General features: G+C 70.2%; 24 protein-coding genes. 20 read left to right on the plus strand and 4 right to left on the minus strand.

What is annotated here, in order from left to right; genetic code table 11:
* Positions 1 to 15 precede the first annotated feature (15 nt).
* The gene (locus tag CRP49_RS27245) at positions 16 to 1245 is read right to left on the minus strand and encodes a DUF349 domain-containing protein (RefSeq protein WP_097255754.1); all 1230 of its coding nucleotides are present in this window, start codon (positions 1243 to 1245) and stop codon (positions 16 to 18) included.
* A gap of 153 nt (positions 1246 to 1398) precedes the next feature.
* Positions 1399 to 2223: a peptidylprolyl isomerase gene (locus tag CRP49_RS27250; RefSeq protein WP_097255755.1), complete on the minus strand. Its 825-nt coding sequence runs from the start codon at positions 2221 to 2223 to the stop codon at positions 1399 to 1401.
* Positions 2224 to 2402: 179 nt separating this feature from the next.
* On the opposite strand from CRP49_RS27250, the gene CRP49_RS27255 reads away from it, so the two are divergent.
* The 5 genes from CRP49_RS27255 (at position 2403) to rpsD (ending at position 7589) form a co-directional block, all read left to right on the plus strand.
* Positions 2403 to 3110 carry an MBL fold metallo-hydrolase gene (locus CRP49_RS27255; RefSeq protein WP_094220719.1) on the plus strand — a complete coding sequence of 236 codons (708 nt, stop codon included), beginning with the start codon at positions 2403 to 2405 and terminating at the stop codon, positions 3108 to 3110.
* 13 nt (positions 3111 to 3123) lie between these two features.
* Positions 3124 to 4386: a histidine--tRNA ligase gene (gene hisS, locus CRP49_RS27260; RefSeq protein WP_097255756.1), complete on the plus strand. Its 1263-nt coding sequence runs from the start codon at positions 3124 to 3126 to the stop codon at positions 4384 to 4386.
* A gap of 211 nt (positions 4387 to 4597) precedes the next feature.
* On the plus strand, positions 4598 to 5254 hold the full coding sequence (locus CRP49_RS27265) for a vitamin K epoxide reductase family protein (protein WP_094220721.1): 657 nt from the start codon (positions 4598 to 4600) through the stop codon (positions 5252 to 5254).
* Between the two features lie 61 nt (positions 5255 to 5315).
* Entirely contained in the window at positions 5316 to 6671 is a 1356-nt protein-coding gene (locus tag CRP49_RS27270; RefSeq protein ID WP_097255757.1) for a replication-associated recombination protein A, read from the plus strand.
* A 303-nt stretch (positions 6672 to 6974) separates the two neighbouring features.
* On the plus strand, positions 6975 to 7589 hold the full coding sequence (gene rpsD / locus CRP49_RS27275; protein ID WP_066996810.1) for a 30S ribosomal protein S4: 615 nt from the start codon (positions 6975 to 6977) through the stop codon (positions 7587 to 7589).
* A 21-nt stretch (positions 7590 to 7610) separates the two neighbouring features.
* Here rpsD and CRP49_RS27280 read toward each other — a convergent pair whose 3' ends face one another.
* On the minus strand, positions 7611 to 9776 hold the full coding sequence (locus CRP49_RS27280) for an AAA family ATPase (RefSeq protein WP_257033497.1): 2166 nt from the start codon (positions 9774 to 9776) through the stop codon (positions 7611 to 7613).
* A gap of 163 nt (positions 9777 to 9939) precedes the next feature.
* Between CRP49_RS27280 and CRP49_RS27285 the strand changes: the two genes are divergently transcribed.
* The 13 genes from CRP49_RS27285 to nusB all read left to right on the plus strand — a co-directional run bounded on the left by CRP49_RS27285 (position 9940) and on the right by nusB (position 22909).
* On the plus strand, positions 9940 to 10380 hold the full coding sequence (locus CRP49_RS27285; protein WP_094220724.1) for a DUF948 domain-containing protein: 441 nt from the start codon (positions 9940 to 9942) through the stop codon (positions 10378 to 10380).
* 7 nt (positions 10381 to 10387) lie between these two features.
* Positions 10388 to 10735, plus strand: a complete 348-nt coding sequence (locus CRP49_RS27290; RefSeq protein ID WP_097255759.1) for a hypothetical protein — start codon at positions 10388 to 10390, stop codon at positions 10733 to 10735.
* On the plus strand, positions 10735 to 13407 hold the full coding sequence (gene alaS / locus CRP49_RS27295) for an alanine--tRNA ligase (RefSeq protein ID WP_097255760.1): 2673 nt from the start codon (positions 10735 to 10737) through the stop codon (positions 13405 to 13407). The genes CRP49_RS27290 and alaS overlap by 1 nt, the downstream gene beginning before the upstream one ends.
* A 25-nt stretch (positions 13408 to 13432) precedes the next feature.
* Entirely contained in the window at positions 13433 to 13897 is a 465-nt protein-coding gene (gene ruvX / locus CRP49_RS27300; protein ID WP_097255761.1) for a Holliday junction resolvase RuvX, read from the plus strand.
* A gap of 122 nt (positions 13898 to 14019) precedes the next feature.
* The gene (gene mltG / locus CRP49_RS27305) at positions 14020 to 15738 is read left to right on the plus strand and encodes an endolytic transglycosylase MltG (RefSeq protein WP_097255762.1); all 1719 of its coding nucleotides are present in this window, start codon (positions 14020 to 14022) and stop codon (positions 15736 to 15738) included.
* A complete protein-coding gene (locus CRP49_RS27310; protein ID WP_097255763.1) occupies positions 15719 to 16558 on the plus strand; it encodes a shikimate dehydrogenase in 840 nt (279 codons plus the stop codon). The genes mltG and CRP49_RS27310 overlap by 20 nt, the downstream gene beginning before the upstream one ends.
* A gap of 177 nt (positions 16559 to 16735) precedes the next feature.
* Positions 16736 to 17920: a chorismate synthase gene (gene aroC / locus CRP49_RS27315; protein ID WP_094220730.1), complete on the plus strand. Its 1185-nt coding sequence runs from the start codon at positions 16736 to 16738 to the stop codon at positions 17918 to 17920.
* 5 nt (positions 17921 to 17925) lie between these two features.
* Entirely contained in the window at positions 17926 to 18435 is a 510-nt protein-coding gene (locus tag CRP49_RS27320) for a shikimate kinase (RefSeq protein WP_097257554.1), read from the plus strand.
* Entirely contained in the window at positions 18432 to 19523 is a 1092-nt protein-coding gene (gene aroB, locus CRP49_RS27325) for a 3-dehydroquinate synthase (protein ID WP_097255764.1), read from the plus strand. The genes CRP49_RS27320 and aroB overlap by 4 nt, the downstream gene beginning before the upstream one ends.
* A gap of 166 nt (positions 19524 to 19689) precedes the next feature.
* The gene (locus CRP49_RS27330; protein WP_097255765.1) at positions 19690 to 20568 is read left to right on the plus strand and encodes a Pro-rich N-terminal domain-containing protein; all 879 of its coding nucleotides are present in this window, start codon (positions 19690 to 19692) and stop codon (positions 20566 to 20568) included.
* Positions 20569 to 20742: 174 nt separating this feature from the next.
* The gene (locus CRP49_RS27335) at positions 20743 to 21849 is read left to right on the plus strand and encodes an aminopeptidase P family protein (RefSeq protein ID WP_097255766.1); all 1107 of its coding nucleotides are present in this window, start codon (positions 20743 to 20745) and stop codon (positions 21847 to 21849) included.
* A 56-nt stretch (positions 21850 to 21905) separates the two neighbouring features.
* Positions 21906 to 22472, plus strand: a complete 567-nt coding sequence (efp, locus tag CRP49_RS27340) for an elongation factor P (protein WP_094220735.1) — start codon at positions 21906 to 21908, stop codon at positions 22470 to 22472.
* A 2-nt stretch (positions 22473 to 22474) separates the two neighbouring features.
* Complete coding sequence (nusB, locus tag CRP49_RS27345; protein WP_097255767.1) at positions 22475 to 22909, plus strand: transcription antitermination factor NusB; 435 nt, start codon at positions 22475 to 22477, stop codon at positions 22907 to 22909.
* Between the two features lie 163 nt (positions 22910 to 23072).
* On the opposite strand, the gene bldD is transcribed toward nusB, so the two are convergent.
* Positions 23073 to 23576 carry a transcriptional regulator BldD gene (bldD, locus tag CRP49_RS27350; RefSeq protein ID WP_014671524.1) on the minus strand — a complete coding sequence of 168 codons (504 nt, stop codon included), beginning with the start codon at positions 23574 to 23576 and terminating at the stop codon, positions 23073 to 23075.
* A 252-nt stretch (positions 23577 to 23828) separates the two neighbouring features.
* Between bldD and pyrR the strand changes: the two genes are divergently transcribed.
* Both pyrR and CRP49_RS27360 read left to right on the plus strand, forming a co-directional pair.
* On the plus strand, positions 23829 to 24401 hold the full coding sequence (gene pyrR / locus CRP49_RS27355) for a bifunctional pyr operon transcriptional regulator/uracil phosphoribosyltransferase PyrR (RefSeq protein ID WP_097255768.1): 573 nt from the start codon (positions 23829 to 23831) through the stop codon (positions 24399 to 24401).
* A gap of 92 nt (positions 24402 to 24493) precedes the next feature.
* A complete protein-coding gene (locus tag CRP49_RS27360) occupies positions 24494 to 25474 on the plus strand; it encodes an aspartate carbamoyltransferase catalytic subunit (protein WP_097255769.1) in 981 nt (326 codons plus the stop codon).
* The last annotated feature ends 2 nt before the right edge of the window (positions 25475 to 25476 follow it).

Raw genomic sequence — 25476 nt, forward strand, 5'->3', positions numbered from 1 at the left:
GTGGGAGGCGGGGATTTAGCCGCCGAACTCCTGCAGGCCCTTCAGAGCCTGGTCCAGGAGCGCCTGGCGGCCCTCCAGCTCCCGCTCCAGCTTGTCGGCCTTGGAGTTGTTGCCCTGGGCGCGCGCCTGCTCGATCTGCGCCCGCAGCTTGTCCACGGCGGCCTGCAGCTGACCGGTCAGACCCTCGGCACGGGCGCGTGCCTCCGGGTTGGTCCGGCGCCACTCGGCCTCCTCGGCCTCCTGGATGGCGCGCTCGACCGCGTGCATCCGGCCCTCGACCTTCGGACGCGCGTCCCGCGGGACGTGACCGATGGCCTCCCAGCGCTCGTTGATCGAGCGGAAGGCGGCCCGGGCGCCCTTGAGGTCCGTGACCGGGAGGATCTTCTCGGCCTCCCCGGCCAGCTCCTCCTTGAGCTTCAGGTTCTCCGCCTGCTCGGCGTCCCGCTCCGCGAAGACCGAGCCGCGGGCGGCGAAGAACACGTCCTGGGCGCCGCGGAAGCGGTTCCACAGGTCGTCCTCGTGCTCGCGCTGGGCGCGGCCCGCGGCCTTCCACTCCGCCATCAGCTCGCGGTAGCGCGCCGCCGTCGGACCCCAGTCCGTCGAGCCGGACAGCGCCTCGGCCTCGGAGACCAGCCGCTCCTTGGTCTTGCGGGCCTCCTCGCGCTGCGCGTCCAGCTGCGCGAAGTGCCCCTTGCGACGCTTGGAGAACGCCGACCGGGCGTGCGAGAAGCGGTGCCACAGCTCGTCGTCGGACTTGCGGTCCAGACGCGGCAGCCCCTTCCAGGTGTCCACCAGGGCCCGCAGCCGTTCGCCGGCGGCCCGCCACTGGTCGGACTGCGCCAGCTGCTCCGCCTCGACGACCAGGTCCTCCTTGGCCTTGCGGGCCTCGTCGGACTGCTTGGCCCGCTGCACCTTGCGCTCCTCGCGCCGGGCTTCGACCGTCGCCACGAGCTTGTCGAGGCGGGCCCGCAGCGCTTCCAGGTCGCCGACCGCGTGGTGCGCGTCCACCTGCTCGCGCAGGTGGTCGATCGCGGTCTGGGCGTCCTTCGCCGACAGGTCCGTCGTCTGCACTCGCTTCTCGAGGAGGCCGATCTCGACAACCAGGCCCTCGTACTTGCGCTCGAAGTAGGCAAGCGCCTCCTCAGGGGAGCCGGCCGCCCAGGAACCGACGACCTGCTCGCCGTCGGCCGTACGCACGTACACGGTCCCCGTCTCGTCGACGCGGCCCCACGGGTCGCTGCTCACAGCGCCTCCTCCACATGATGCCTGCGGGGGCCTCAGCGCCCCCGGGCATCGTCCACAGTTTCGTCACGGCCAACATAGGCGACCAGCGGGTTGCCTGTCCGCATCCAGCGCGACCGAATTCCGCAGTTGGCCGTGTTGAGCGTCGCTCCGGCGTCAGGACTTGGTGACCGTCGCCTTGTTGATCACAACCGTCGCGTTCGGGGCACCGTCACCGGCACCCGTGTTCTCGCCGGCGGCCGCGATCTTGGTCAGCACCTTCATACCCGCCGCGTCGATCGTGCCGAACGGCGTGTAACTGGGCGGCAACGGGCTGTCCTTGTAGACGAGGAAGAACTGGCTGCCGCCGGTGTGCTTCTGGCCGGTGTTGGCCATCGCCACCGTGCCCGCCGGGTACTTGTTGCCCTTGAGGCTCGCGTCCTTCAGGTTCTCGTCCGGGATCGTGTAGCCCGGACCGCCGCTGCCGAGGCCCGTCGGGTCGCCGCACTGCAGCACGTAGATGCCGTTCGTGGTCAGGCGGTGGCACTTGGTGTGGTCGAAGAAGCCCTTGCCCGCAAGGAAGTCGAACGAGTTCACCGTGTGCGGGGCCGCCGACGTCTTCAGCGCGATGCCGATGTCACCGCACGTCGTCGCGAGCTTCATCGTGTACTTCGCCGACGTGTCGATCGACATCGCCGGCTCCTTCTTCCAGGTCTCCTTCTTGATCGAGCCCGCGGCCGGCTTCTCGCACGGGTCCGGCGCCTTGCTGGACGGCGTGGCGCTCGGCGTGACGTCCGCGCTCGCGTTGGTCTTCTTGTCGTCGTCGTTCTTCAGCACACCGGTCGTGTACAGCGCGACACTGCCGATCACGACCACGCCCAGCACCGACGCGATCACGGAGTTGCGCATGCGTGCCTTGCGCCGCGCGCTGGTGCGTCGCTGCTGCTGCCGCAAGAACTTCTCCCGGGCGAGCTGACGCCGCCGCTGCTCCTGGCTGACCACCGGGTTCTCTCCTCATGCGTGTCGTGTGTCGACCGGTACGCGTGCGTCCTGTGAGCCGACAGACGCGTGTAGCCCCGTACCGTATATGGGTTCGCTGAGGAAACGGCAGCGCCGGTAGGCTCTGGACCACGGGCCGCCCGCCCGTAAGCCCTCCCGTATCGACACAACGAAGGACGATCGTGCTCATTGCCGGGTTCCCCGCCGGGGCCTGGGGGACGAACTGTTATCTCGTCGCCCCCGCCGCCGGTGAGGAGTGCGTGATCATCGACCCGGGCCACCAGGCCGCCCAGGGCGTCGAGGAAGCACTGAAGAAGCATCGGCTCAAGCCCGTCGCCGTCGTCCTCACCCATGGCCACATCGATCATGTGGCCTCGGTCGTCCCCGTGTGCGGCGCGCACGACGTACCGGCCTGGATCCACCCCGAGGACCGGTACATGATGAGCGACCCCGAGAAGGCGCTCGGCCGGTCCATCGGCATGCCGCTGATGGGCGAGCTGACCGTGGGGGAGCCGGACGACGTCAAGGAGCTGACCGACGGCGCCGGGCTTTCGCTTGCCGGGCTGGAGTTCTCCGTCGCGCACGCACCGGGCCATACCAAGGGGTCGGTGACCTTCCAGATGCCCGAGACCGCGGACATCCCCTCGGTCTTCTTCTCCGGGGATCTGCTGTTCGCCGGCTCCATCGGACGCACCGATCTGCCGGGTGGCTCCATGGAGGACATGCTCGACTCGCTGGCCCGCGTGTGCCTGCCGCTCGAGGACTCCACCGTGGTGCTGTCCGGCCACGGCCCCCAGACGACCATCGGCCAGGAGCGCGCCACCAACCCCTATCTGCGGCAGGTGGCGGCCGGCCAGGGAGCCTCGCAGGCTCCCCGACGAGGAATGTGACGAGAGAGCTTCCGTGAGTACCTTTCAGGCCCCCAAGGGCACGTACGACCTGATTCCGCCGGACTCCGCGACGTACCTGGCGGTCCGCGAGGCGATCGCGGCCCCGCTGCGCAACTCCGGCTACGGCTACATCGAGACCCCCGGTTTCGAGAGCGTCGAACTCTTCGCCCGCGGTGTGGGTGAGTCCACCGACATCGTGACCAAGGAGATGTACGCCTTCGAGACCAAGGGCGGCGACAAGCTGGCCCTGCGTCCCGAGGGAACCGCTTCTGTACTGCGCGCGGCCCTCGAGGCCAACCTGCACAAGGCGGGCAACCTGCCGGTCAAGCTCTGGTACTCCGGCTCGTACTACCGCTACGAGCGCCCCCAGAAGGGCCGTTACAGGCACTTCTCCCAGGTCGGCGCCGAGGCGATCGGCGCCGAGGACCCTGCGCTGGACGCCGAGCTGATCATCCTGGCCGACCAGGCGTACCGCTCCCTGGGCCTGAGCAACTTCCGCATCCTGCTGAACAGTCTGGGCGACAAGGAGTGCCGGCCGGTGTACCGGGCCGCACTGCAGGACTTCCTGCGCGGCCTGGACCTGGACGAGGACACCCGCCGGCGCACCGAGATCAACCCGCTGCGCGTGCTCGACGACAAGCGGGAGTCGGTCCAGAAGCAGCTGGGCGGCGCCCCGCTGCTGCGTGACTACCTGTGCGACGCGTGCAAGGCGTACCACGAGGAGGTCCGCGAGCTGATCACGGCGGCGGGCGTGTCCTTCGAGGACGACGAGAAGCTGGTCCGCGGCCTGGACTACTACACCCGCACCACCTTCGAGTTCGTGCACGACGGCCTGGGCTCCCAGTCCGCGGTGGGCGGCGGCGGCCGCTACGACGGCCTGTCCGAGATGATCGGCGGCCCCGCGCTGCCCTCGGTGGGCTGGGCCCTCGGCGTCGACCGCACGGTCCTCGCCCTGGAGGCCGAGGGCATCGAGCTGGACATCCCGTCCTCGACCAGCGTCTACGCGGTGCCGCTCGGCGAAGAGGCCCGCCGCGTCCTGTTCGCGAAGGTCACCGAGTTGCGCAAGGCCGGCGTCGCGGCGGACTTCTCCTACGGCGGCAAGGGCCTGAAGGGCGCCATGAAGAACGCCAACCGCAGCGGGGCCCGCTACACGATCGTGGCCGGCGAGCGCGACCTCGCCGAAGGCGTCGTCCAGCTCAAGGACATGGAGTCCGGCGAGCAGACGGCGGTCGGTGTGAACGACATCGTGGCCGAGCTGGAATCGCGGCTCGGCTAGCCGCACACACGCGCGCGTGGGCGCCGGACGCTCCCCGGGGGAGCGTCCGGCGCCTTTGTCGTCAGCGGCTTTGAGTGCTGTCCGGAAGCGAACAGGAGGCACCGGTCATACGTACATGCTTATGCGGAGCGAACGGTGCGTACCCAGGTGTGTGCGGCACAATGACCCGTGCCCGAAGATGGTCCAACTCTCAAGTGACGGAATCGGCGTGATGAGCAAGACGACAGTCAAAGACGTCTCCACGGAGCCCGGGCCCGAGCGTGCCGCCGACGCACCCCGCACGGTGGGCGGCAGCCGCGCCTTCGCCCTGCTGCTGGTGATCACCGGCGCCGCCGGACTGCTCGCCGCCTGGGTCATCACGATCGACAAGTTCAAGCTGCTCGAAGCCAAGGTCGAGGGCAAGACGTTCACCCCCGGGTGCAGCCTCAACCCGGTCGTCTCCTGCGGCAGCGTCATGGAGAGCAAGCAGGCCGCCGCCTTCGGCTTCCCGAACCCGATGCTCGGCCTGGTCTGCTACGGCATCGTCATCTGCGTCGGCGTGAGCCTGCTGGCCCGCGCCCGCTTCCCGCGCTGGTACTGGCTGACCTTCAACTTCGGCACGCTCTTCGGCGTCGCCTTCTGCACCTGGCTGCAGTTCCAGTCCCTGTACCGGATCAACGCGCTGTGCCTGTGGTGCTCGCTGGCCTGGGTCGCCACGATCACCATGTTCTGGTACGTCACCTCGTTCAACATCCGCAACGACTTCCTGCCGTCCCCGCGCTGGCTGAAGTCCTTCTTCGGCGAGTTCACCTGGGTCATGCCGGTCCTGCACATCGGGATCATCGGCATGCTGATCCTGACCCGCTGGTGGGACTTCTGGACCAGCTGACGGCAGCCTCTGGCCGACAGCCCGGGCCGGGTTGTCAGTGCGGTGATTTAGGGTTCAAGGCGTGGAACCCGACCTGTTCACCGCCGCAGCAGAGGAACGCCAGGAGAAGGACCCGGCCGGCAGTCCCCTGGCGGTCCGCATGCGCCCGCGCACCCTCGACGAGGTGGTGGGCCAGCAGCACCTGCTCAAGCCGGGATCCCCGCTGCGCAGACTGGTCGGCGAGGGCAACGGCGGCCCGGCCGGACCGTCCTCGGTGATCCTCTGGGGCCCGCCCGGCACCGGCAAGACGACGCTCGCCTACGTCGTCTCCAAGGCGACCAACAAGCGGTTCGTGGAGCTGTCCGCGATCACCGCGGGCGTCAAGGAGGTCCGCGCGGTCATCGACGGAGCCCGCCGCGCCACCGGCGGCTTCGGCAAGGAGACCGTCCTCTTCCTGGACGAGATCCACCGCTTCAGCAAGGCCCAGCAGGACTCCCTGCTCCCCGCGGTCGAGAACCGCTGGGTGACGCTGATCGCGGCGACCACGGAGAACCCGTACTTCTCGGTCATCTCCCCGCTGCTCTCCCGCTCCCTCCTCCTCACCCTCGAACCCCTCACCGACGACGACATCCGGGGACTGCTGAAGCGGGCGCTGAGCGACGAGCGCGGCCTCAAGGCGGCCGTCTCCCTCCCGGAGGACACCGAGGACCACCTCCTGCGCATCGCCGGGGGCGACGCCCGGCGCGCCCTGACCGCCCTGGAGGCCGCCGCCGGGGCCGCCCTCGACCAGGGCGAGACGGAGATCAGCCTCCAGACCCTGGAGCAGACCGTCGACCGGGCCGCGGTGAAGTACGACCGCGACGGCGACCAGCACTACGACGTCGCCAGCGCCCTCATCAAGTCCATCCGCGGCTCCGACGTCGACGCCGCCCTGCACTACCTGGCCCGCATGATCGAGGCCGGCGAGGACCCCCGCTTCATCGCCCGCCGCCTGATGATCTCCGCCAGCGAGGACATCGGCCTGGCCGACCCCAACGCGCTGCCCATCGCGGTCGCCGCCGCCCAGGCCGTCGCCATGATCGGCTTCCCCGAGGCCGCCCTCACCCTCAGCCACGCCACCATCGCCCTCGCGCTCGCCCCCAAGTCCAACGCCGCGACCACCGCGATCGGCGCCGCCATGGAGGACGTACGCAAGGGCCTGGCGGGATCGGTCCCGCCGCACCTGCGGGACGGGCACTACAAGGGCGCGGCCAAGCTCGGCCACGCGCAGGGCTACGTGTACCCGCACGACCTGCCCGAGGGCATCGCCCAGCAGCAGTACGCCCCGGACGCCCTCAAGGACCGCGAGTACTACACACCGACCCGGCACGGCGCCGAGGCCAGATACGCGGACGCCGTCGAATGGACCCGCAAGCACCTCGGTCGCAAGCGGTCCTGAGCGCCCTGTAGACTTGCCCGAAGTGCTGAGTTCCGCGCAGTCAGAGCGGGACAGCCAGCCGGAGATCCAGTCCCTCGGGACTGACTCCAGGAGCGTCGCGCACCGTCGAACGGTGTCGCGGGCAGCCCACCACCACCCGGAATCCCGGGAGAGGTCGGTGGGCCACTCGCGTGCTGCACGTATGTGCCCAGACCAGGGAAGCGGCTGCCCGGCAGGTCCCCTGCGGACCCGGCGGGTTTTCCCGGCTGCGGATGCGACCTCCCTAACTCTGACGAGCCGAAAACGACGAAAGAGATAGAGACAGTGGCGAACCAGTCCCGCCCCAAGGTCAAGAAGTCGCGTGCCCTCGGCATCGCGCTGACCCCGAAGGCCGTCAAGTACTTCGAGGCCCGCCCCTACCCGCCGGGTGAGCACGGCCGCGGCCGCAAGCAGAACTCGGACTACAAGGTCCGTCTGCTCGAGAAGCAGCGTCTGCGTGCGCAGTACGACGTGTCCGAGCGTCAGCTCGTCCGCGCCTACGAGCGTGCCTCCAAGGTCCAGGGCAAGACCGGTGAGGCCCTGATCATCGAGCTCGAGCGCCGTCTCGACGCGCTGGTCCTGCGTTCGGGCATCGCCCGCACGATCTACCAGGCCCGCCAGATGGTCGTCCACGGCCACATCCAGGTCAACGGCCAGAAGGTCGACAAGCCGTCCTTCCGTGTCCGTCCGGACGACGTCGTGCAGGTCCGCGACCGCTCCAAGGACAAGACGCTCTTCCAGATCGCCCGCGAGGGTGGCTTCGCCCCCGACGGTGAGACCCCGCGCTACCTGCAGGTGAACCTCAAGGCCCTGGCGTTCCGCCTGGACCGCGAGCCGAACCGCAAGGAGATCCCGGTGATCTGCGACGAGCAGCTCGTCGTCGAGTACTACGCCCGCTGATCCCAGCCCCGGCGCAGCACCTCAGCCCGCCGTCTCCCCGCCCTTCCGGGTGGGCGAGGCGGCGGGTCTGCTTTTCCCGGCGTCCCCGAGGGCGTGCGACACCGGTCCGCGCGGCGCGGGCAGCGCCTCCAGCGGCCGTACACCGCCGCCGCCCAGCGCCCGGGCCACGGCCGCGTCCCGGTCCAGCCGCGCTCCCTCGCGTACGCACTCCTCGTACCGCTCGTCGCCGAGCGCCTGCCGGGCCGTCGCCTCGCACAATTCGTGTGGGGCGTTGTAGTACGCCGAGCCGAACAGCGGCAGCCCCACCGACGGCCACATGCGGCCCGCGGCGCCCTGCAGGACCGCCGCCTCGGCCGGGTCGCCCTGGGCCGCCGTCACCAGGGCGAGCAGCTCCAGGGACAGCACCGAGCCCAGCAGATCGTGGAAGGCGTGCGCGTTGTCCAGACAGTCCGCGAGCAGCTCCCGCGCGCCGGCCGGATCCCCGTCCCGCCAGGCCGCGTAGGCCAGCACGTACAGCGCGTACGACCGTGCCCACCGCTCCCCGTGGTCCTCGCACACCCGGCGCACGTCCTCGCACAGCCGCACCGCGTCCGCCAGGTCCCCCTGGAACGCCCGCGTCATCGCCAGCTCGACCTGGCCCATCAGCACGTTGCTGTTCAGCTCGCCGATCTCCTGGTAGCGGTCGAGCGCCGAGCGCAGCAGCGTTTCTGCGCGCGCCATGTCGTCCGTGACCAGGGCCAGACAGCCGGTGCGGTGCTCCGCGTACGCCACCGCCGTCAGGTCCGCGACCCGCTCCGCCTGTACCCGGCACTCCCGCAGCGCGGCCAGCGCCGGCACGGTGTCGCCCTGCAGGATCGCCACATAGCCGAGCACCCACAGCGCCTTCAGCCGGGACTGCTCGTACTCCGACTCCAGCTCCACGCTGCGCTCCAGCCAGCGCCGCCCCTCGGACAGCCGCCCGCAGCCCGCCCAGCAGAACCACAGCGAGCCCGCCAGATACTGGCCCAGATGCGCCTCGTCCGGCTCGGTCAGGCAGAACTCCAGGGCGGTGCGCAGGTTCGGCAGCTCGACCTCGATCCGTGCGGCCACCTCGCGCTGCCGGGGCGAGAACCAGTCCAGCTCGCACCAGGTCGCCAGGCCCAGATACCAGTCGCGGTGCCGCCGTCGCAGCCGTACCGCGTCCCCCGTCGCCTCCAGCCAGTCGGCGCCGTAGGCCCGGACCGTGTCCAGCATCCGGTAGCGGGGGCCCGTCGGTGTCTCCTCGCGGGAGATCACCGACTGAGCGAGCAGCTCCGCGAGCACGTCCAGGACGTCCTCGGCGGCCAGCCCGTCCCCGCTGCACACGTACTCGGCCGCCTCCAGGTCGAAGGTCTGCGCGAACACCGAGAGCCGCGCCCACAGCAGCCGCTCGGCCGGAGTGCACAGCTCATGACTCCAGCCGATCGCCGTGCGCAGCGTCTGGTGGCGGGGGAGGGCGTCCCGGCCGCCGCCGGTCAGCAGCCGGAACCGGTCGTCGAGACGCTCCAGCAGCTGAGCCGGTGACAGCGCCCACAGCCGTCCCGCGGCCAGCTCAAGAGCCAGCGGGATCCCCTCCAGCCGACCGCACAGCTCCCGCACCACCGGGCAGTCACCCGTATCCAGCCCGTGCTGCCGGGCCCGGTCCGCGAACAGCTCCACCGCCTCGTCCTCGACGAGCGGTGCCAGCGGGAACAGCCGCTCGCCCGTCAGCCCCAGCGGACGCCGCCCTACGGCCAGCACCCGCAGCTCCGGCAACCTGCGCAGCAGCTCGGACACCAGCTCGGCGCAGGCCGCCACCAGGTGCTCGAACCCGTCCAGCACCAGCAGGACGCGGCGGCAGGCGAGACGCTCGAGCAGGATCTCCCGGGGCAGCCGGGTGGTGTGGTCGGTCAGCCCCAGCGCCTCCACGACCGCGTACTCCACGAACTGCGGATCCCGGACCGGCGCCAGCTCGACCCGCCACACCCCGTCCGGCGGCGCCGACCGTGCCGCCGCCCGTACGGCCAGCCGGGACTTGCCCACTCCGCCGACCCCGGTCACCGTCACCAGCCGGGCCGCCTCCATCGCCTCGGCCAGCTCCGCGAGTTCGGCCGAGCGCCCGACGAAAGAGGTGAGTTCAAGGGGCAGATCGCCGTCCGCGGACGGGCCGGGGCGCTGAGGACCTCGCATGGGACACGGAGCGTACTGAACCGTGTTCATTCCGTACAATCGCTTCCCGCAACTCCGCCGTCCGCCGACCGTAATCCGGTACGGAGCGCCACCCGTGGCGCGATAGGCTCGGTGCACGACTTTTTCGATGCTCAGGCACGTTTTCAGGGAGCGGGTGCGCACAGTGTCCGGTGGAGAGGTGGCCGGGATCCTGGTGGCCGTCTTCTGGGCGATCCTGGTCTCCTTCCTCGCCGTCGCACTGGCGAGGCTGGCCCAGACGCTCAAGGCGACCACCAAGCTCGTGGCGGACGTGACCGACCAGGCCGTCCCGCTGCTCGCCGACGCCTCCGCGGCCGTGCGCTCCGCGCAGACCCAGATCGACCGGGTCGACGCGATCGCCTCCGACGTCCAGGAGGTCACGTCGAACGCCTCCGCGCTGTCGACCACCGTCGCCTCCACCTTCGGCGGCCCGCTGGTCAAGGTCGCGGCCTTCGGCTACGGCGTGCGCAGGGCGATCGGCGGCCGCAAGGAGAACGTGCCCGCCAAGGAGCCCAGGCGTACCGTGATCGTGGGCCGTACGGTCCCGGCGGCACGGAAGCGGAGCAACCGGGGAAAGAAGGACTGACCGAGCGATGTTCCGCCGTACGTTCTGGTTCACCACGGGTGTCGCCGCCGGTGTGTGGGCCACCACCAAGGTCAACCGCAAGCTGAAGCAGCTGACCCCCGAGAGCCTCGCCGCGACCGCGGCCAACAAGGCATTGGAGACCGGTCAGCGCCTGAAGGACCGCGCGGTCGGCTTCGCGCTCGACGTCCGCGACAACATGGCGCAGCGGGAGGCCGAGCTGGGGGAGGCGCTGGGCATCCAGGAGAACCCCGAACTCCCCGCGCCCCGGCGGTACGCCGCCATCGAGAACGACCGCAGCAACCCGAAGTACATCGAGAACACGACGTACTCGTACAACCGGAATGAGGACCACTGATGGAGTCGGCCGAGATTCGCCGCCGCTGGCTGAGCTTCTTCGAGGAGCGCGGGCACACCGTCGTCCCTTCGGCGTCGCTCATCGCGGACGACCCGACTCTGCTCCTCGTCCCCGCCGGCATGGTGCCCTTCAAGCCCTACTTCCTGGGTGAGGTCAAGCCGCCGTTCGACCGCGCCACCAGCGTGCAGAAGTGCGTGCGCACGCCCGACATCGAAGAGGTCGGCAAGACCACGCGCCACGGCACGTTCTTCCAGATGTGCGGCAACTTCTCCTTCGGCGACTACTTCAAGGAAGGCGCCATCAAGTACGCCTGGGAGCTGCTCACCACGCCCCAGGACAAGGGTGGTTACGGCCTGGAGCCGGAGAAGCTCTGGATCACCGTCTACCAGGACGACGACGAGGCCGAGCGCATCTGGCACGACGTCGTCGGCGTGCCCAAGGAGCGCATCCAGCGCCTCGGCATGAAGGACAACTACTGGTCCATGGGCGTCCCCGGACCCTGTGGCCCCTGCTCCGAGATCAACTACGACCGCGGCCCCGAGTTCGGCGTCGAGGGCGGCCCCGCCGTCAACGACGAGCGGTACGTGGAGATCTGGAACCTCGTCTTCATGCAGTACGAGCGCGGCGAGGGCATCGGCAAGGACAACTTCGAGATCCTCGGCGAGCTGCCGAGCAAGAACATCGACACGGGCCTCGGCATGGAGCGCCTCGCCATGATTCTGCAGGGCGTGCAGAACATGTACGAGATCGACACCTCCATGGCCGTCATCAAGAAGGCCACCGAGCTGACCGGCGTGGCCTACGGCGACGCCCACGACTCGGACGTCTCGCTGCGTGTGGTCACCGACCACATGCGTACGTCGGTGATGCTCATCGGCGACGGCGTCACCCCCGGCAACGAGGGCCGCGGCTACGTCCTGCGCCGCATCATGCGCCGCGCCATCCGCAACATGCGCCTGCTGGGCGCCACCGGTCCGGTCGTCCTCGACCTGATCGACACCGTCATCGCCATGATGGGTCAGCAGTACCCGGAGCTGGTCACCGACCGCGAGCGCATCGAGAAGGTCGCCCTCGCCGAGGAGAACGCCTTCCTCAAGACGCTGAAGGCCGGCACCAACATCCTCGACACCGCCGTCACCGAGACCAAGCAGGCCGGCTCCACCGTCCTGCCCGGCGACAAGGCGTTCCTGCTCCACGACACCTGGGGCTTCCCGATCGACCTCACCCTGGAGATGGCCGCCGAGCAGGGGCTGTCCGTGGACGAGGACGGCTTCCGCCGCCTGATGAAGGAGCAGCGGGAGCGCGCCAAGGCCGACGCCCAGGCCAAGAAGACCGGCCACGCCGGCGCCGGTGCCTACCGCGAGATCGCCGACAGGACCGGCGAGACCGACTTCATCGGCTACACCGACACCGAGGGCGAGACCACGATCGTCGGCATCCTCGTCGACGGCGTGTCCTCCCCGGCCGCCACCGAGGGCGACGAGGTCGAGATCGTCCTCGACCGCACCCCGTTCTACGCCGAGGGCGGCGGCCAGATCGGTGACACCGGCCGCATCAAGGTCGACTCCGGTGCCGTGATCGAGATCCGCGACTGCCAGAAGCCGGTCCCGGGCGTGTACGTCCACAAGGGTGTCGTGCAGGTCGGCGAGGTCACGGTCGGTGCCAAGGCCCACGCCTCGATCGACCACCGCCGCCGCAAGGCCATCGCCCGCGCCCACTCGGCCACCCACCTGACCCACCAGGCCCTGCGTGACGCCCTCGGCCCGACGGCCGCCCAGGCCGGTTCCGAGAACCAGCCCGGCCGCTTCCGCTTCGACTTCGGTTCCCCGTCCGCCGTCCCGACGGCCGTGATGACCGACGTCGAGCAGAAGATCAACGAGGTGCTCGCCCGCGACCTCGACGTGCACGCCGAGATCATGGGCATCGACGAGGCCAAGAAGCAGGGCGCCATCGCCGAGTTCGGCGAGAAGTACGGCGAGCGGGTCCGCGTCGTGACCATCGGCGACTTCTCCAAGGAGCTGTGCGGCGGCACCCACGTGCACAACACCGCCCAGCTGGGCCTGGTGAAGCTGCTCGGCGAGTCCTCCATCGGTTCGGGTGTCCGCCGTATCGAGGCCCTGGTCGGCGTCGACGCCTACAACTTCCTCGCCCGCGAGCACACGGTCGTCGCCCAGCTCCAGGAGCTGATCAAGGGCCGCCCGGAGGAGCTCCCGGAGAAGGTCTCCGCCATGCTCGGCAAGCTGAAGGACGCCGAGAAGGAGATCGAGAAGTTCCGCGCCGAGAAGGTGCTGCAGGCCGCCGCCGGTCTCGCCGGGTCCGCCAAGGACATCCGCGGCATCGCCCTGGTCACCGGCCAGGTCCCGGACGGCACCACGCCGGACGACCTGCGCAAGCTGGTCCTCGACGTGCGCGGCCGCATCCAGGGCGGCCGGGCCGCCGTGGTCGCCCTCTTCACGGTGAACAACGGCAAGCCGCTGACGGTCATCGCCACCAACGAGGCCGCCCGCGAGCGCGGTCTCAAGGCCGGTGACCTGGTCCGTACCGCCGCCAAGACCCTCGGCGGCGGCGGTGGCGGCAAGCCGGACGTCGCCCAGGGCGGCGGCCAGAACCCGGCCGCCGTCGGCGAGGCCGTCGAGGCCGTCGAGCGACTCGTCGCCGACACCGCCAAGTGACAGCCGAGTAAGGAAACGGTCGGAAATGCGCAGAGGACGCCGACTCTCGATCGACGTCGGGGACGCCCGGATCGGGGTCGCCTCGTGTGACCCCGACGGGATCCTCGCCACTCCGGTGGAGACCGTCCCCGGCCGGGACATCCCGGCCGCCCACCGCCGGCTCAGGCAGCTGGTGGAGGAGTACGAACCGATCGAGGTCGTCGTCGGACTCCCTCGCTCCCTCAAGGGGGGCGAGGGCCCCGCCGCCCTGAAGGTCCGCACCTTCGCCCAGGAACTCGCCAAGGGCATCAAGCCCGTTCCGGTCCGGCTGGTGGACGAGCGGATGACGACCGTGACGGCCAGTCAGGGACTGCGCGCCTCGGGGGTGAAATCCAAGAAGGGCCGGGCCGTCATCGACCAGGCAGCAGCCGTCATCATCCTGCAGCAGGCCCTGGAATCCGAACGGGTGTCAGGTAAAGCACCCGGCGAGGGCGTCGAAGTGGTCATCTGATCGCGATACGGTAACGTTCCGCGCGATGCGGCGGTGTTCGAACAGCCGCCGCACAGCAAGAGGCGGAACGGAAGCCGGAGCACCGGCCGCGCGACCGTCGGCCTCGCGGCTCTAGGGGATCGATGACTGAGTATGGCCGGGGCCCTGGCCCCGAACCGTGGCATCCGGAGGACCCGTTGTACGGGGACGGCGGATGGGGAGGACAGCAGGCCCACGTGGGTCAGCAGTCCCCCTACGGCGGCCAGCCACAGCAGCAGTACCCCCAGCCGCAGTACGGCGACTGGACCCAGGGTCAGCAGCCCGGGTACGACCAGCAGCAGTACCAGTACTACGACGAACAGGGCCATCAGCACTACGCAGGTCAGGACCAGCAGTATGCCGGTCAGGACCAGCAGCAGTTCGCGGTGCACACCCCGCAGCAGTACCAGCACCAGGGCGGCTGGGACGCGACCGGCACGCACGGCCATGTGCCGTACGCGGCCGACCCCGGCGACCCGTACGGCCAGCAGCCGGTGGCCTACGGCGGAGAGCAGCCCGACTTCTACGGCACCGAGGACGCCTACCCGCCGCCGGTGCCGCCCGGTCGCAGGAGCCCCGAGCCGAGAACGGACCCGGATCCCGAGACCGGCTGGGACCCGGGTGAGGACCAGGGCGAACACGCCTTCTTCGCCGGGGGCGGCGACGACGAGGACGCCGACGACGAGGCGGACAGCAGGTCCGGCCGTGGCGAACGGCGCGGCAAGAAACCCGTCAAGAGCAAGAAGCGGCGCACCGGCTGCGCCTGCATGGTGGTCGTCCTGGTCTTCGGCGGCGGCCTCGGCACGGTCGGCTACTTCGGCTGGAAGTACTACCAAAATCGTTTCGGCCCGGCCCCTGACTACGCGGGCAGCGGAAACGGCGAACAGGTCACGGTCACCATCCCGAAGGGTGCCGGCGGCTGGGAGATCGGACAGAAGCTGAGGGAGGCGGGCGTCGTCGAGAGCGCGGACGCGTTCGTCTCCGCACTGCAGGCGAACCCCAAGGGCAAGGGCCTCCAGGAAGGCGTCTATACGCTGGAGAAGCAGATGTCCGCCGCCAGCGCCGTCCAGTTGATGCTCGACCCGAAGAGCCAGAACAACGTGATCGTCACGCCCGGCGAGCGTAACGCGGGTGTCTACGCGGCGATCGACAAGAAACTCCAACTGTCCACCGGAACCACCCGGAAGATCGCCAAGCAGCAGTCCAGGAAACTCGGTCTGCCGAGCTGGGCGCAGACCAGCGGTCAAGTCCAGGACCCGCTGGAGGGCTTCCTGTTCCCGGGTACCTATGCGGCCGCGAAGGGCATGAAGCCCGACGCGATCCTGAAGCAGATGGTCACCCAGGCCAAGGAGAAGTACGCCGCCTACGACCTGCAGACAAAGGCGAAGACGCTGGGTCTGAACAACGCGTTCCAGCTCGTCACGGTCATGAGCCTGGTCCAGGCCGAGGGCAAGACGCACGACGACTTCCGCAAGATGGCGGAAGTGATCTACAACCGTCTGAAGCCCACCAACACCGAGACCAACCAGCTGCTCCAGTTCGACTCGACGTACAACTATCTCAAGGGCACGAGCAACATCCACATCTCCGAAAAGGAGATCAACAGCAACCAGAGCCCGTACAACACCTACACCCACAAGGGCCTTCCGCCCGGTCCGATCGGCAACCCCGGTGAGGACGCGATGAAGGCGGCACTGAATCCGACCCACGACGGCTGGATCTATTTCGTGGCGACCGACGGTACGACCAATACCGAATTCGCCAAGACCTACGCCGAATTCCAGCAGCTCAAGGACAAATTCAATGCCACCTCGGGCAACTGAAGCCCGCCGGGCCGCCGTACTCGGTAAGCCCATCGCCCACTCCCTCTCCCCGGTGCTGCACCGGGCGGCCTACGACGCACTCGGGCTCACCGACTGGTCGTACGGCCGCTTCGAGATCGACGAGGACACCCTGCCCGACTTCATCGAGAAGCTCGGGCCGGAGTGGGCGGGGCTGTCGCTGACCATGCCGCTGAAGCGGGCGGTCATCCCGCTGGTGGACGAGATCAGTGAGACCGCCGCCTCGGTCGACGCCGTCAACACGGTGGTCTTCACCGAGGACGGCCGCCGCATCGGCGACAACACCGACATCCCGGGCATGGTGGCCGCCCTGCGCGAGCACGGCATCGAACAGGTCGACTCCGCCGCGATCCTCGGCGCCGGCGCCACCGCCTCCTCGGCCCTGGCCGCGCTCGCCCGGATCTGCACCGGCGAGGTCGTCGCCTACGTCCGCAGCGAGGCCCGCGCCGCCGAGATGCGCCAGTGGGGCGAACGGCTCGACGTGGACGTCCGTACGGCGGACTGGGCCGACGCCCAGCAGGCCCTGAAGGCCCCCCTGGTGATCGCCACCACCCCGGCCGGGGCCACCGACGCCCTCGCCACCGCCGTACCCGAGCGCCCCGCCACCCTCTTCGACGTGCTCTACGAGCCCTGGCCCACCGAGCTGGCGGCCCGCTGGTCGATGTTCGGCGGCGCCGTCGTCAGCGGCCTGGACCTGCTCGTCCACCAGGCCGTTCTCCAGGTCGAGCAGATGACCGGCATCTCCCCGGCACCCCTGGAAGCCATGCGGCACGCCGGAGAGAAGGCACTCGCCGCGCGCTGAACGGCCGCCTCCGCTCCGCCGCTCCGTCCCGCCTGCTGGACCAGCGGCCGGACACCGCCCCCGGACGTGGGAGGATCGGAGGTGGCGGACCGGGGTCGCGCACCCGGTCGCGCCGTCGCCGTACGCGAGGACGCGGGTACGGAGGGCAGTACCGGGCGCGAACACTGAGGAGCACCGTTGAGCAGGCTGCGTTGGCTGACCGCGGGGGAGTCCCACGGTCCCGCACTTGTCGCGACGCTGGAGGGGCTTCCCGCCGGCGTGCCGATCACCACGGAGATGGTGGCGGACCACCTGGCGCGGCGGCGGCTCGGCTATGGCCGCGGTGCGCGGATGAAGTTCGAGCGTGACGAGGTCACCTTCCTGGGTGGTGTCCGGCACGGCCTCACCCTCGGCTCCCCGATCGCGGTCATGGTGGGCAACACCGAGTGGCCCAAGTGGGAGCAGGTCATGGCGGCCGACCCGGTCGACCCCGAGATCCTCGACGGCCTCGCCCGCAACGCGCCGCTGACCCGGCCCCGGCCCGGCCACGCCGACCTCGCCGGCATGCAGAAGTACGGCTTCGACGAGGCCCGCCCGATCCTGGAGCGCGCCTCCGCCCGTGAGACCGCCGCGCGTGTGGCGCTCGGCGCCGTCGCCCGCTCCTACCTGAAGGAGACGGCCGGCATCGAGATCGTCTCCCACGTCGTCGAGCTGGCCTCCGCCAAGGCCCCCTACGGCGTCTACCCGACCCCGGCCGATGTAGAGAAGCTCGACGCCGACCCGGTGCGCTGCCTGGACGCCGACGCGTCGAAGGCGATGGTCGCGGAGATCGACCAGGCCCACAAGGACGGCGACACGCTCGGCGGTGTGGTCGAGGTGCTCGCCTACGGCGTCCCGGTCGGCCTCGGCTCGCACGTGCACTGGGACCGCCGGCTGGACGCCCGCCTGGCCGCCGCGCTCATGGGTATCCAGGCGATCAAGGGCGTCGAGGTCGGCGACGGCTTCGAGCTGGCCCGGGTGCCCGGCTCCAAGGCGCACGACGAGATCCTCACCACCCCCGAGGGCATCAAGCGGTCCAGCGGACGCTCCGGTGGCACCGAGGGCGGTCTGAGCACCGGCGAGCTGCTGCGCGTACGCGCCGCGATGAAGCCGATCGCGACCGTGCCCCGGGCCCTGCAGACCATCGACGTCGCCACCGGCGAGGCCGCCCAGGCCCACCACCAGCGCTCCGACGTGTGCGCGGTCCCGGCCGCCGGCATCGTCGCCGAGGCCATGGTGGCGCTCGTCCTCGCCGACGCCGTCGCGGAGAAGTTCGGCGGCGACTCCGTCCCGGAGACCCGGCGGAACGTGCAGTCGTACCTCGACAACCTCGCCATCCGGTGACCGCCATGACCGCGGTCGTACTGGTCGGCCCGATGGGCGTGGGCAAGTCCACCGTCGGGCGGCTGCTGGCCGAGCGGCTCGGGGTCGGCTACCGGGACACCGACGACGACATCGTCGCCGCCGAGGGCCGCACCATCGCCGAGATCTTCGTGGACGACGGCGAGCCCGCCTTCCGCGCGATCGAGAAGCGCACGGTGCACACGGCGCTCGCCGAGCACGAGGGCGTCCTCGCGCTCGGCGGCGGGGCGATCCTCGACGCGGACACGCGCGCGCTGCTCGCCGGACACCGGGTGGTCTACCTCTCCATGGACGTGGAGGAGGCGGTCAGGCGCACCGGCCTCAACGCGGCCCGCCCGCTGCTCGCCGTCAACCCGCGCAAGCAGTGGCGCGAGCTGATGGAGGCCCGCCGTCACCTGTACGAGGAGGTCGCCACCGCGGTCGTACCGACCGACGGCCGCACCCCCGAAGAGGTCACCCAACAGGCGCTGGACGCACTGGAGTTGAAGGAAGCATGAGCGAGGCAGTCACCCGGATCCAGGTCGCAGGCACCGCGGGCACCGACCCGTACGAGGTGCTGGTCGGCCGGCAACTCCTGGGCGAGCTGGCCGGGTTGATCGGGCCGAAGGCCAAGCGCGTCGCGGTGATCCACCCCGAGGCACTCGCCGAGACCGGCGACGCACTGCGCGCCGACCTGGCCGATCAGGGCTACGAGGCCGTCGCCATCCAGGTGCCCAACGCGGAGGAGGCCAAGACCGCCGAGGTCGCCGCCTACTGCTGGAAGGCGCTGGGCCAGTCCAACTTCACCCGCTCCGACGTCATCGTCGGGGTGGGCGGCGGTGCGACGACGGACCTCGCGGGCTTCGTCGCCGCGACCTGGCTGCGCGGGGTGCGCTGGATCGCCGTCCCGACCACGGTGCTGGCCATGGTGGACGCGGCGGTCGGCGGCAAGACCGGCATCAACACCGCCGAGGGCAAGAACCTGGTGGGCGCGTTCCACCCGCCGGCCGGTGTGCTGTGCGACCTGGCCGCGCTGGACTCCCTCCCGGTCAACGACTACGTCTCCGGGCTCGCGGAGATCATCAAGGCCGGCTTCATCTCCGACCCGGTGATCCTGGACCTCATCGAGGCCGACCCCGAGGCCGCCCGCACTCCGGCCGGCCCGCACACGGCCGAGCTGATCGAGCGCTCGATCCGGGTCAAGGCGGACGTCGTCTCCTCCGACCTGAAGGAGTCCGGCCTGCGGGAGATCCTGAACTACGGCCACACGCTCGGCCACGCGATCGAGAAGAACGAGCGCTACAAGTGGCGGCACGGCGCCGCGGTCGCGGTCGGTATGCACTTCGCCGCCGAACTGGGCCGTCTGGCGGGCCGGTTGGACGACGCGACGGCGGACCGCCACCGCACCGTCCTGGAGTCGGTCGGCCTGCCGCTGCACTACCGCTACGACCAGTGGCCCAAGCTGCTCGAGACGATGAAGGTCGACAAGAAGTCCCGCGGTGACCTGCTGCGCTTCATCGTGCTGGACGGACTGGCGAAGCCGACCGTCCTGGAGGGCCCGGACCCGGCCGTCCTCCTCGCCGCCTACGGAGAAGTGGGCCAGTAAGTACTCCGCTGTTCCCTTCCGCCCGATTCCCTTCCCGGGCCGGGCACTTCGGACCGCCCCCGGTCGTTTCACCAAACGACGGCCGGGGGCGGTACCGTTCGGTAGGGAGCGGGCTCCGTACCCGCCTGCCAGCGCCAAATGTGTGTACGAGACGGAGTGGCAACGGATGCAGCACGCAGTGGGGTCTCCGCTGCCGCCGCCCCACCAGCCGGGGCAGGGACCGCACGCCGGCTGGGCGCCGGCCGCACACCACCCGGGAGCCCCACAGGGTCCCGCACCCGTGCCCCCGCCGCCACCCGGCTTCCCCGGGGCCGGACCTGGATCCGTACCTCCCGCACCCCCCGTCGGTCCCATGCCGCCCGCACCTCCGCAGCACGCCCCCGCCCCGCCACCGCCCGACACGACCGGTCACGTACCGCTGCCGCCCGGCGGCCCGGTCGGTGTCCCCACCGCACCGCCGGCCGCGGCCGCGGTCCCGGACCCCACGGCCACCACGCTGGCCGTCCTGCTGATCGGCCCCGCGGGCGCGGGCAAGACGAGCGTCGCCAAGTACTGGGCGGACCACCGTAGGGTGCCCACCGCCCACATCAGCCTGGACGACGTGCGCGAATGGGTCCGCGCGGGCTATGCGAACCCGCAGTCCGGGTGGAACGACAACTCCGAGGCCCAGTACCGCCTGGCCCGCCGCACCTGCGGCTTCGCCGCCCGGAACTTCCTGGCCAACGGCATCTCCTGCGTCCTCGACGACGCCGTCTTCCCGGACCGCCCCGTCGTGGGCCTGGGTGGCTGGAAACGGCACGTCGGCCCGGGCCTGCTCCCGGTCGTTCTCCTTCCGGGCCTCGACATCGTCCTGGAACGCAACGCCGAGCGCTCCGGCAACCGCCGCCTCACCGACGAGGAGGTGGCCCGCATCCACGGCCGCATGGCCGGCTGGTACGGCTCAGGCCTCCCGATCATCGACAACTCCCAGCTGGACGTTCCCGGCACGGCCCGAGTACTGGACGACGTCCTGGCGAGGGCGATAGCGAGCCCACCGAGCTGGTAAGCAGGGGCTGACTGGTCCAAGTCAGGGGCGCGGGGCTGTATCGATACGCGGCTCCGCCGCGTGGGCGCGATCAACCCCCACCGACCCGCACTCAGAACACAACCGCACCCCTCACGAACCCCACTCGGCCCTCACCAATACGCACAAACCGCCCAAAACTCCTACGCTCATCTCATGTCAGAGGTGTACGCGACCCGCCGAGCCCAGCTCAGGGAACGCTGCAACGCGGCCGGCACCGCGGCAGCGCTCATCTCACGCCCTGCCAACGTGCGCTATCTCGCCGCCGCAGCCCCGCAGGGCGCCGTACTGCTGCTGGGCAAGAGCCAGGACCTGCTGGTCTGCGCCGGCCCGCTGGACGACCGGCCGACCGAGGGCCGCCCCGACGAGACGCTGGCGCTGCACGTCCTTCCCGCACCCGGGGGCGACTCCGCCGTAGCAGCCGCCGATCTCGCCGGAGGCCAAGGCGCCGAATCCCTCGCCGTGGAGGAACACCACCTCACCGTCGCCCGCCACCGAGCCCTCTCCGCCGTCGCCCCACGGCTGCGCCTCGCCGACCTCGGCGGAGCCGTCGAGCAGCTCAGGGTCGTCAAGGACGAGGAGGAGATCTCCTGCCTCCGCATCGGCGCCGAGATCGCCGACCAGGCCCTCGGTGAGCTGCTGGAGTCCATCCTGGTCGGCCGCACCGAACGGCACCTCGCGCTGGAGCTGGAACGGCGCTTGGTCGACCATGGCGCCGACGGCCCGGCATTCCCCACCTCCGTGGCCACCGGCCCGAACTCCGGCCGCCGCGGCCACCGCCCCACCGACCGCCGGGTGGAGGAGGGCGACTTCCTCTCCGTGTGCCTGGGCGCCACCTACCGCGGTTACCGCTGCGAGATCGGCCGTACCTTCGTCATCGGCACCTCGCCCGCCGACTGGCAGATCGAGCTGTACGACCTCGTCTTCGCTGCCCAGCGCGCCGGACGAGAGGCCCTGGCGCCCGGCGCCGCCTACCGCGAGGTCGACCGTGCGGCACGCCAGGTGCTGGGCTCCGCAGGCTATGCTGAGGCTCTACCACCGCTGACGGGACACGGCGTCGGACTCGAAATCGACGAGGACCCGCAGCTGGCCCCTGCGGCCATGGGTAAACTGGACGCTTGCGTGCCGGTCACCGTCGAACCGGGGGTCCACCTCCCGGGCCGGGGCGGCGTCCGGATCGATGACACGCTCGTCGTACGCCCTGAGGCGGACGGCGGACCCGAGCTACTCACCATCACGACCAAGGAGCTGCTCGCGCTCTAGCCTCGCGCTGTGCGCATGCCCCGGGGTCGTACGTCAGTCCAGGAGATTCCGCAACCGTGGCTTCCACGAACGACCTCAAGAACGGCCTGGTGCTCAAGCTCGAAGGCGGCCAGCTCTGGTCCGTCGTCGAGTTCCAGCACGTCAAGCCCGGCAAGGGCCCGGCCTTCGTGCGCACCAAGCTCAAGAACGTGCTGTCCGGCAAGGTGGTCGACAAGACCTTCAACGCCGGCGTCAAGGTCGAGACGGCCACTGTCGACAAGCGCGACATGCAGTTCTCGTACATGGACGGCGACTACTTCGTCTTCATGGACATGGAGACCTACGACCAGCTGATGGTCGACCGCAAGGCCGTCGGCGACGCCGCCAACTTCCTCATCGAGGGCTTCACGGCCACCGTGGCGCAGCACGAGGGCGAGGTGCTCTTCGTCGAGCTCCCGGCCGCCGTCGAGCTGACCATCCAGGAGACCGAGCCGGGTGTCCAGGGCGACCGCTCCACCGGTGGCACCAAGCCCGCCATCCTGGAGACCGGCCACCAGATCCAGGTCCCCCTCTTCATCACCACCGGTGAGAAGATCAAGGTCGACACCCGTACGAGCGACTACCTCGGCCGGGTGAACAGCTAACCGTGGCTGCCCGCAACACGGCCCGCAAACGCGCCTTCCAGATCCTCTTCGAGGGCGACCAGCGCGGCGCCGACGTCCTGACGGTCCTCGCGGACTGGATCCGGCTCTCCCGGTCCGACACCCGGCAGCCGCCGGTGAGTGAGTACACGATGCAGCTGGTCGAGGGCTACGCGGAGCACGCGCGGCGCATCGACGAGCTGATCTCCCAGTACGCGGTGGGCTGGACGCTCGACCGGATGCCGGTCGTCGACCGCAACATCCTGCGTCTGGGCGCCTACGAGCTGATCTGGGTGGACGAGACCCCGGACGCCGTCGTCCTGGACGAGATGGTGCAGATCGCCAAGGAGTTCTCCACGGACGAGTCGCCCTCGTTCGTCAACGGCCTGCTCGGCCGGCTCAAGGAGCTGAAGCCGTCGCTGCGCCGGGACGAGGCGTAAGGCGTACGACAAGCGCCGGAGGGCCCGCAGCACGACTGCTGCGGGCCCCCCGGCGCATCCGTACCTCCGCGCCCTGCCAAGCGCGCAGAAAGCCGCCGGGGCGGCCGGAACATACGGTTCCGGCCGCCCCGGCGGCACGTTTCTGCTCAGGCGCTGCAGGCGGTCACGCCTCTTCGTGCGTCGCCACCGCGCGGCGCGCGTCCGCGTCCAGGACACCCCAGCTGATCAGCTGCTCGGTGAGGACCGAGGGGGACTGGTCGTAGATGACGGCGAGGGTGCGCAGGTCGTCCTGGCGGATCGAGAGCACCTTGCCGTTGTAGTCGCCGCGCTGGGACTGGATCGTCGCCGCGTAGCGCTGCAGGGGGCCTGCCTTCTCGGCCGGCACGGTGGCCAGCCGCTCCAGGTCGAGGACCAGCTTCGGCGGCGGCTCGGCGGCGCCGCCCGGCGTGGTGCCCGGCAGGAGCTCCTGTACCGGGACGCCATAGAAATCGGCCAGCTCGGCGAGGCGCTGCACGGTCACGGCACGGTCACCGCGCTCATATGAACCGACCACCACGGCCTTCCAGCGCCCCTGGGACTTCTCCTCGACACCGTGGAGGGAAAGGCCCTGCTGGGTGCGGATGGCCCGGAGCTTGGCCCCGAGCTGTTTGGCGTATTCGCTGGACATATAGCTCCCCGGACACTGTGTCGACGCGGTCGGTTGGGTTTCCCGCCGCGCGGCTGGTAACTCACTGTGAGGTTACGCAGCGTGACTCTCATGCGTCAAGCCGAATGGTCCACACCGACTCTTCCGTGGTAGTGGCACCCGATTGCGCCAGGCGGGTGATCGACGCCCGCCTGGGACCTGCTACGGTAGATGGCGCAAATCCGACGTCCTTTAAGGTCCGTCCCGTGAGGCGGAGAAGGAGGTCCGTTTCGTATGGACTCGCAAGCGAACCCGCATGCATCCGATGCGCGGCCCGTACTCGAAGGCCCTGACATCGCACGGGTGCTGACCCGAATCGCCCACGAGATCGTCGAGCGCGCCAAGGGCGCCGACGACGTGGTGCTCCTCGGCATTCCGACCCGGGGTGTCTTCCTCGCCCAGCGGCTCGCCGCCAAGCTGGAGCAGATCACCGACCGCAAGGTCCCCGTCGGCTCGCTCGACATCACCATGTACCGCGACGACCTGCGCATGCACCCGCCGCGTGCGCTGGCCCGCACCGAGATCCCCGGTGACGGCATCGACGGCCGGCTGGTCGTCCTCGTCGACGACGTGCTCTTCTCCGGGCGCACCATCCGTGCCGCCCTCGACGCCCTGAACGACATCGGGCGCCCGCGTGCGGTGCAGCTCGCGGTCCTGGTCGACCGCGGCCACCGCGAACTGCCCATCCGCGCCGACTACGTCGGCAAGAACCTCCCCACGTCGCTGCGGGAGACGGTCAAGGTCCAGCTCGCCGAGGAGGACGGTCGCGACACCGTGCTGCTCGGTGTGAATCCGGCCGACCAGTAGCAAGTCAGGCGCGCACGGCCGCTTCGGCGTGCCGACACGCGCACCGGTTTGCCTCAATCCTCCCGAATGAACTGCCTTACGGAGCCTGACAGATGCAGCGTCATCTCATCTCGGCCGCCGACCTCACCCGCGACGACGCCGTCCTGATCCTCGACACCGCCGAGGAGATGGCCCGGGTGGCCGACCGGCCGATCAAGAAGCTGCCGACCCTGCGCGGCCGCACGATCGTCAACCTCTTCTTCGAGGACTCCACTCGCACCCGGATCTCCTTCGAGGCCGCCGAGAAGCGGCTGTCCGCGGACGTCATCAACTTCTCCGCCAAGGGTTCCAGCGTCTCCAAGGGCGAGTCCCTGAAGGACACCGCCCAGACCCTGGAGGCCATGGGCGTCGACGCCGTCGTCATCCGGCACGGCGCCTCCGGAGCCCCCTACCGCCTGGCCACCTCCGGCTGGATCGACGCGGCCGTCATCAATGCCGGCGACGGCACCCACCAGCACCCCACGCAGGCCCTGCTGGACGCCTTCACCATGCGCCGCCGCCTGGTCGGCCGGGACGCCGGCCTCGGCCAGGACCTGGCCGGCAAGCGGATCACCATCGTCGGCGACGTCCTGCACAGCCGGGTCGCCCGCTCCAACGTCGACCTGCTGCACACCCTCGGCGCCGAGGTCACCCTCGTCGCCCCGCCGACCCTGGTGCCGGTCGGCGTCGAGACCTGGCCGTGCGAGGTGTCGTACGACCTCGACAGCACCCTGCCGAAGTCCGACGCGGTGATGATGCTCCGGGTCCAGCGGGAGCGCATGAACGCCGCCTTCTTCCCGACCGAGCGCGAGTACTCGCGGCGCTACGGACTCGACGGCGAGCGCATGGCGAAGATGCCCGAGCACGCCATCGTGATGCACCCCGGCCCGATGGTCCGCGGCATGGAGATCACCGCCGAGGTCGCCGACTCCGAGCGCTGCACGGTCGTCGAGCAGGTGGCGAACGGCGTCTCCATCCGGATGGCCGTCCTGTACCTGCTGCTCGGTGGAAACGAGCCCGCCGTCACCCACACCCGCACCAACGAGGAGAAGTAAGA

The sequence above is a fragment of the Streptomyces sp. Ag109_G2-15 genome, assembly GCF_900215565.1.
GTDB classification, from domain to species: domain Bacteria; phylum Actinomycetota; class Actinomycetes; order Streptomycetales; family Streptomycetaceae; genus Streptomyces; species Streptomyces diastatochromogenes.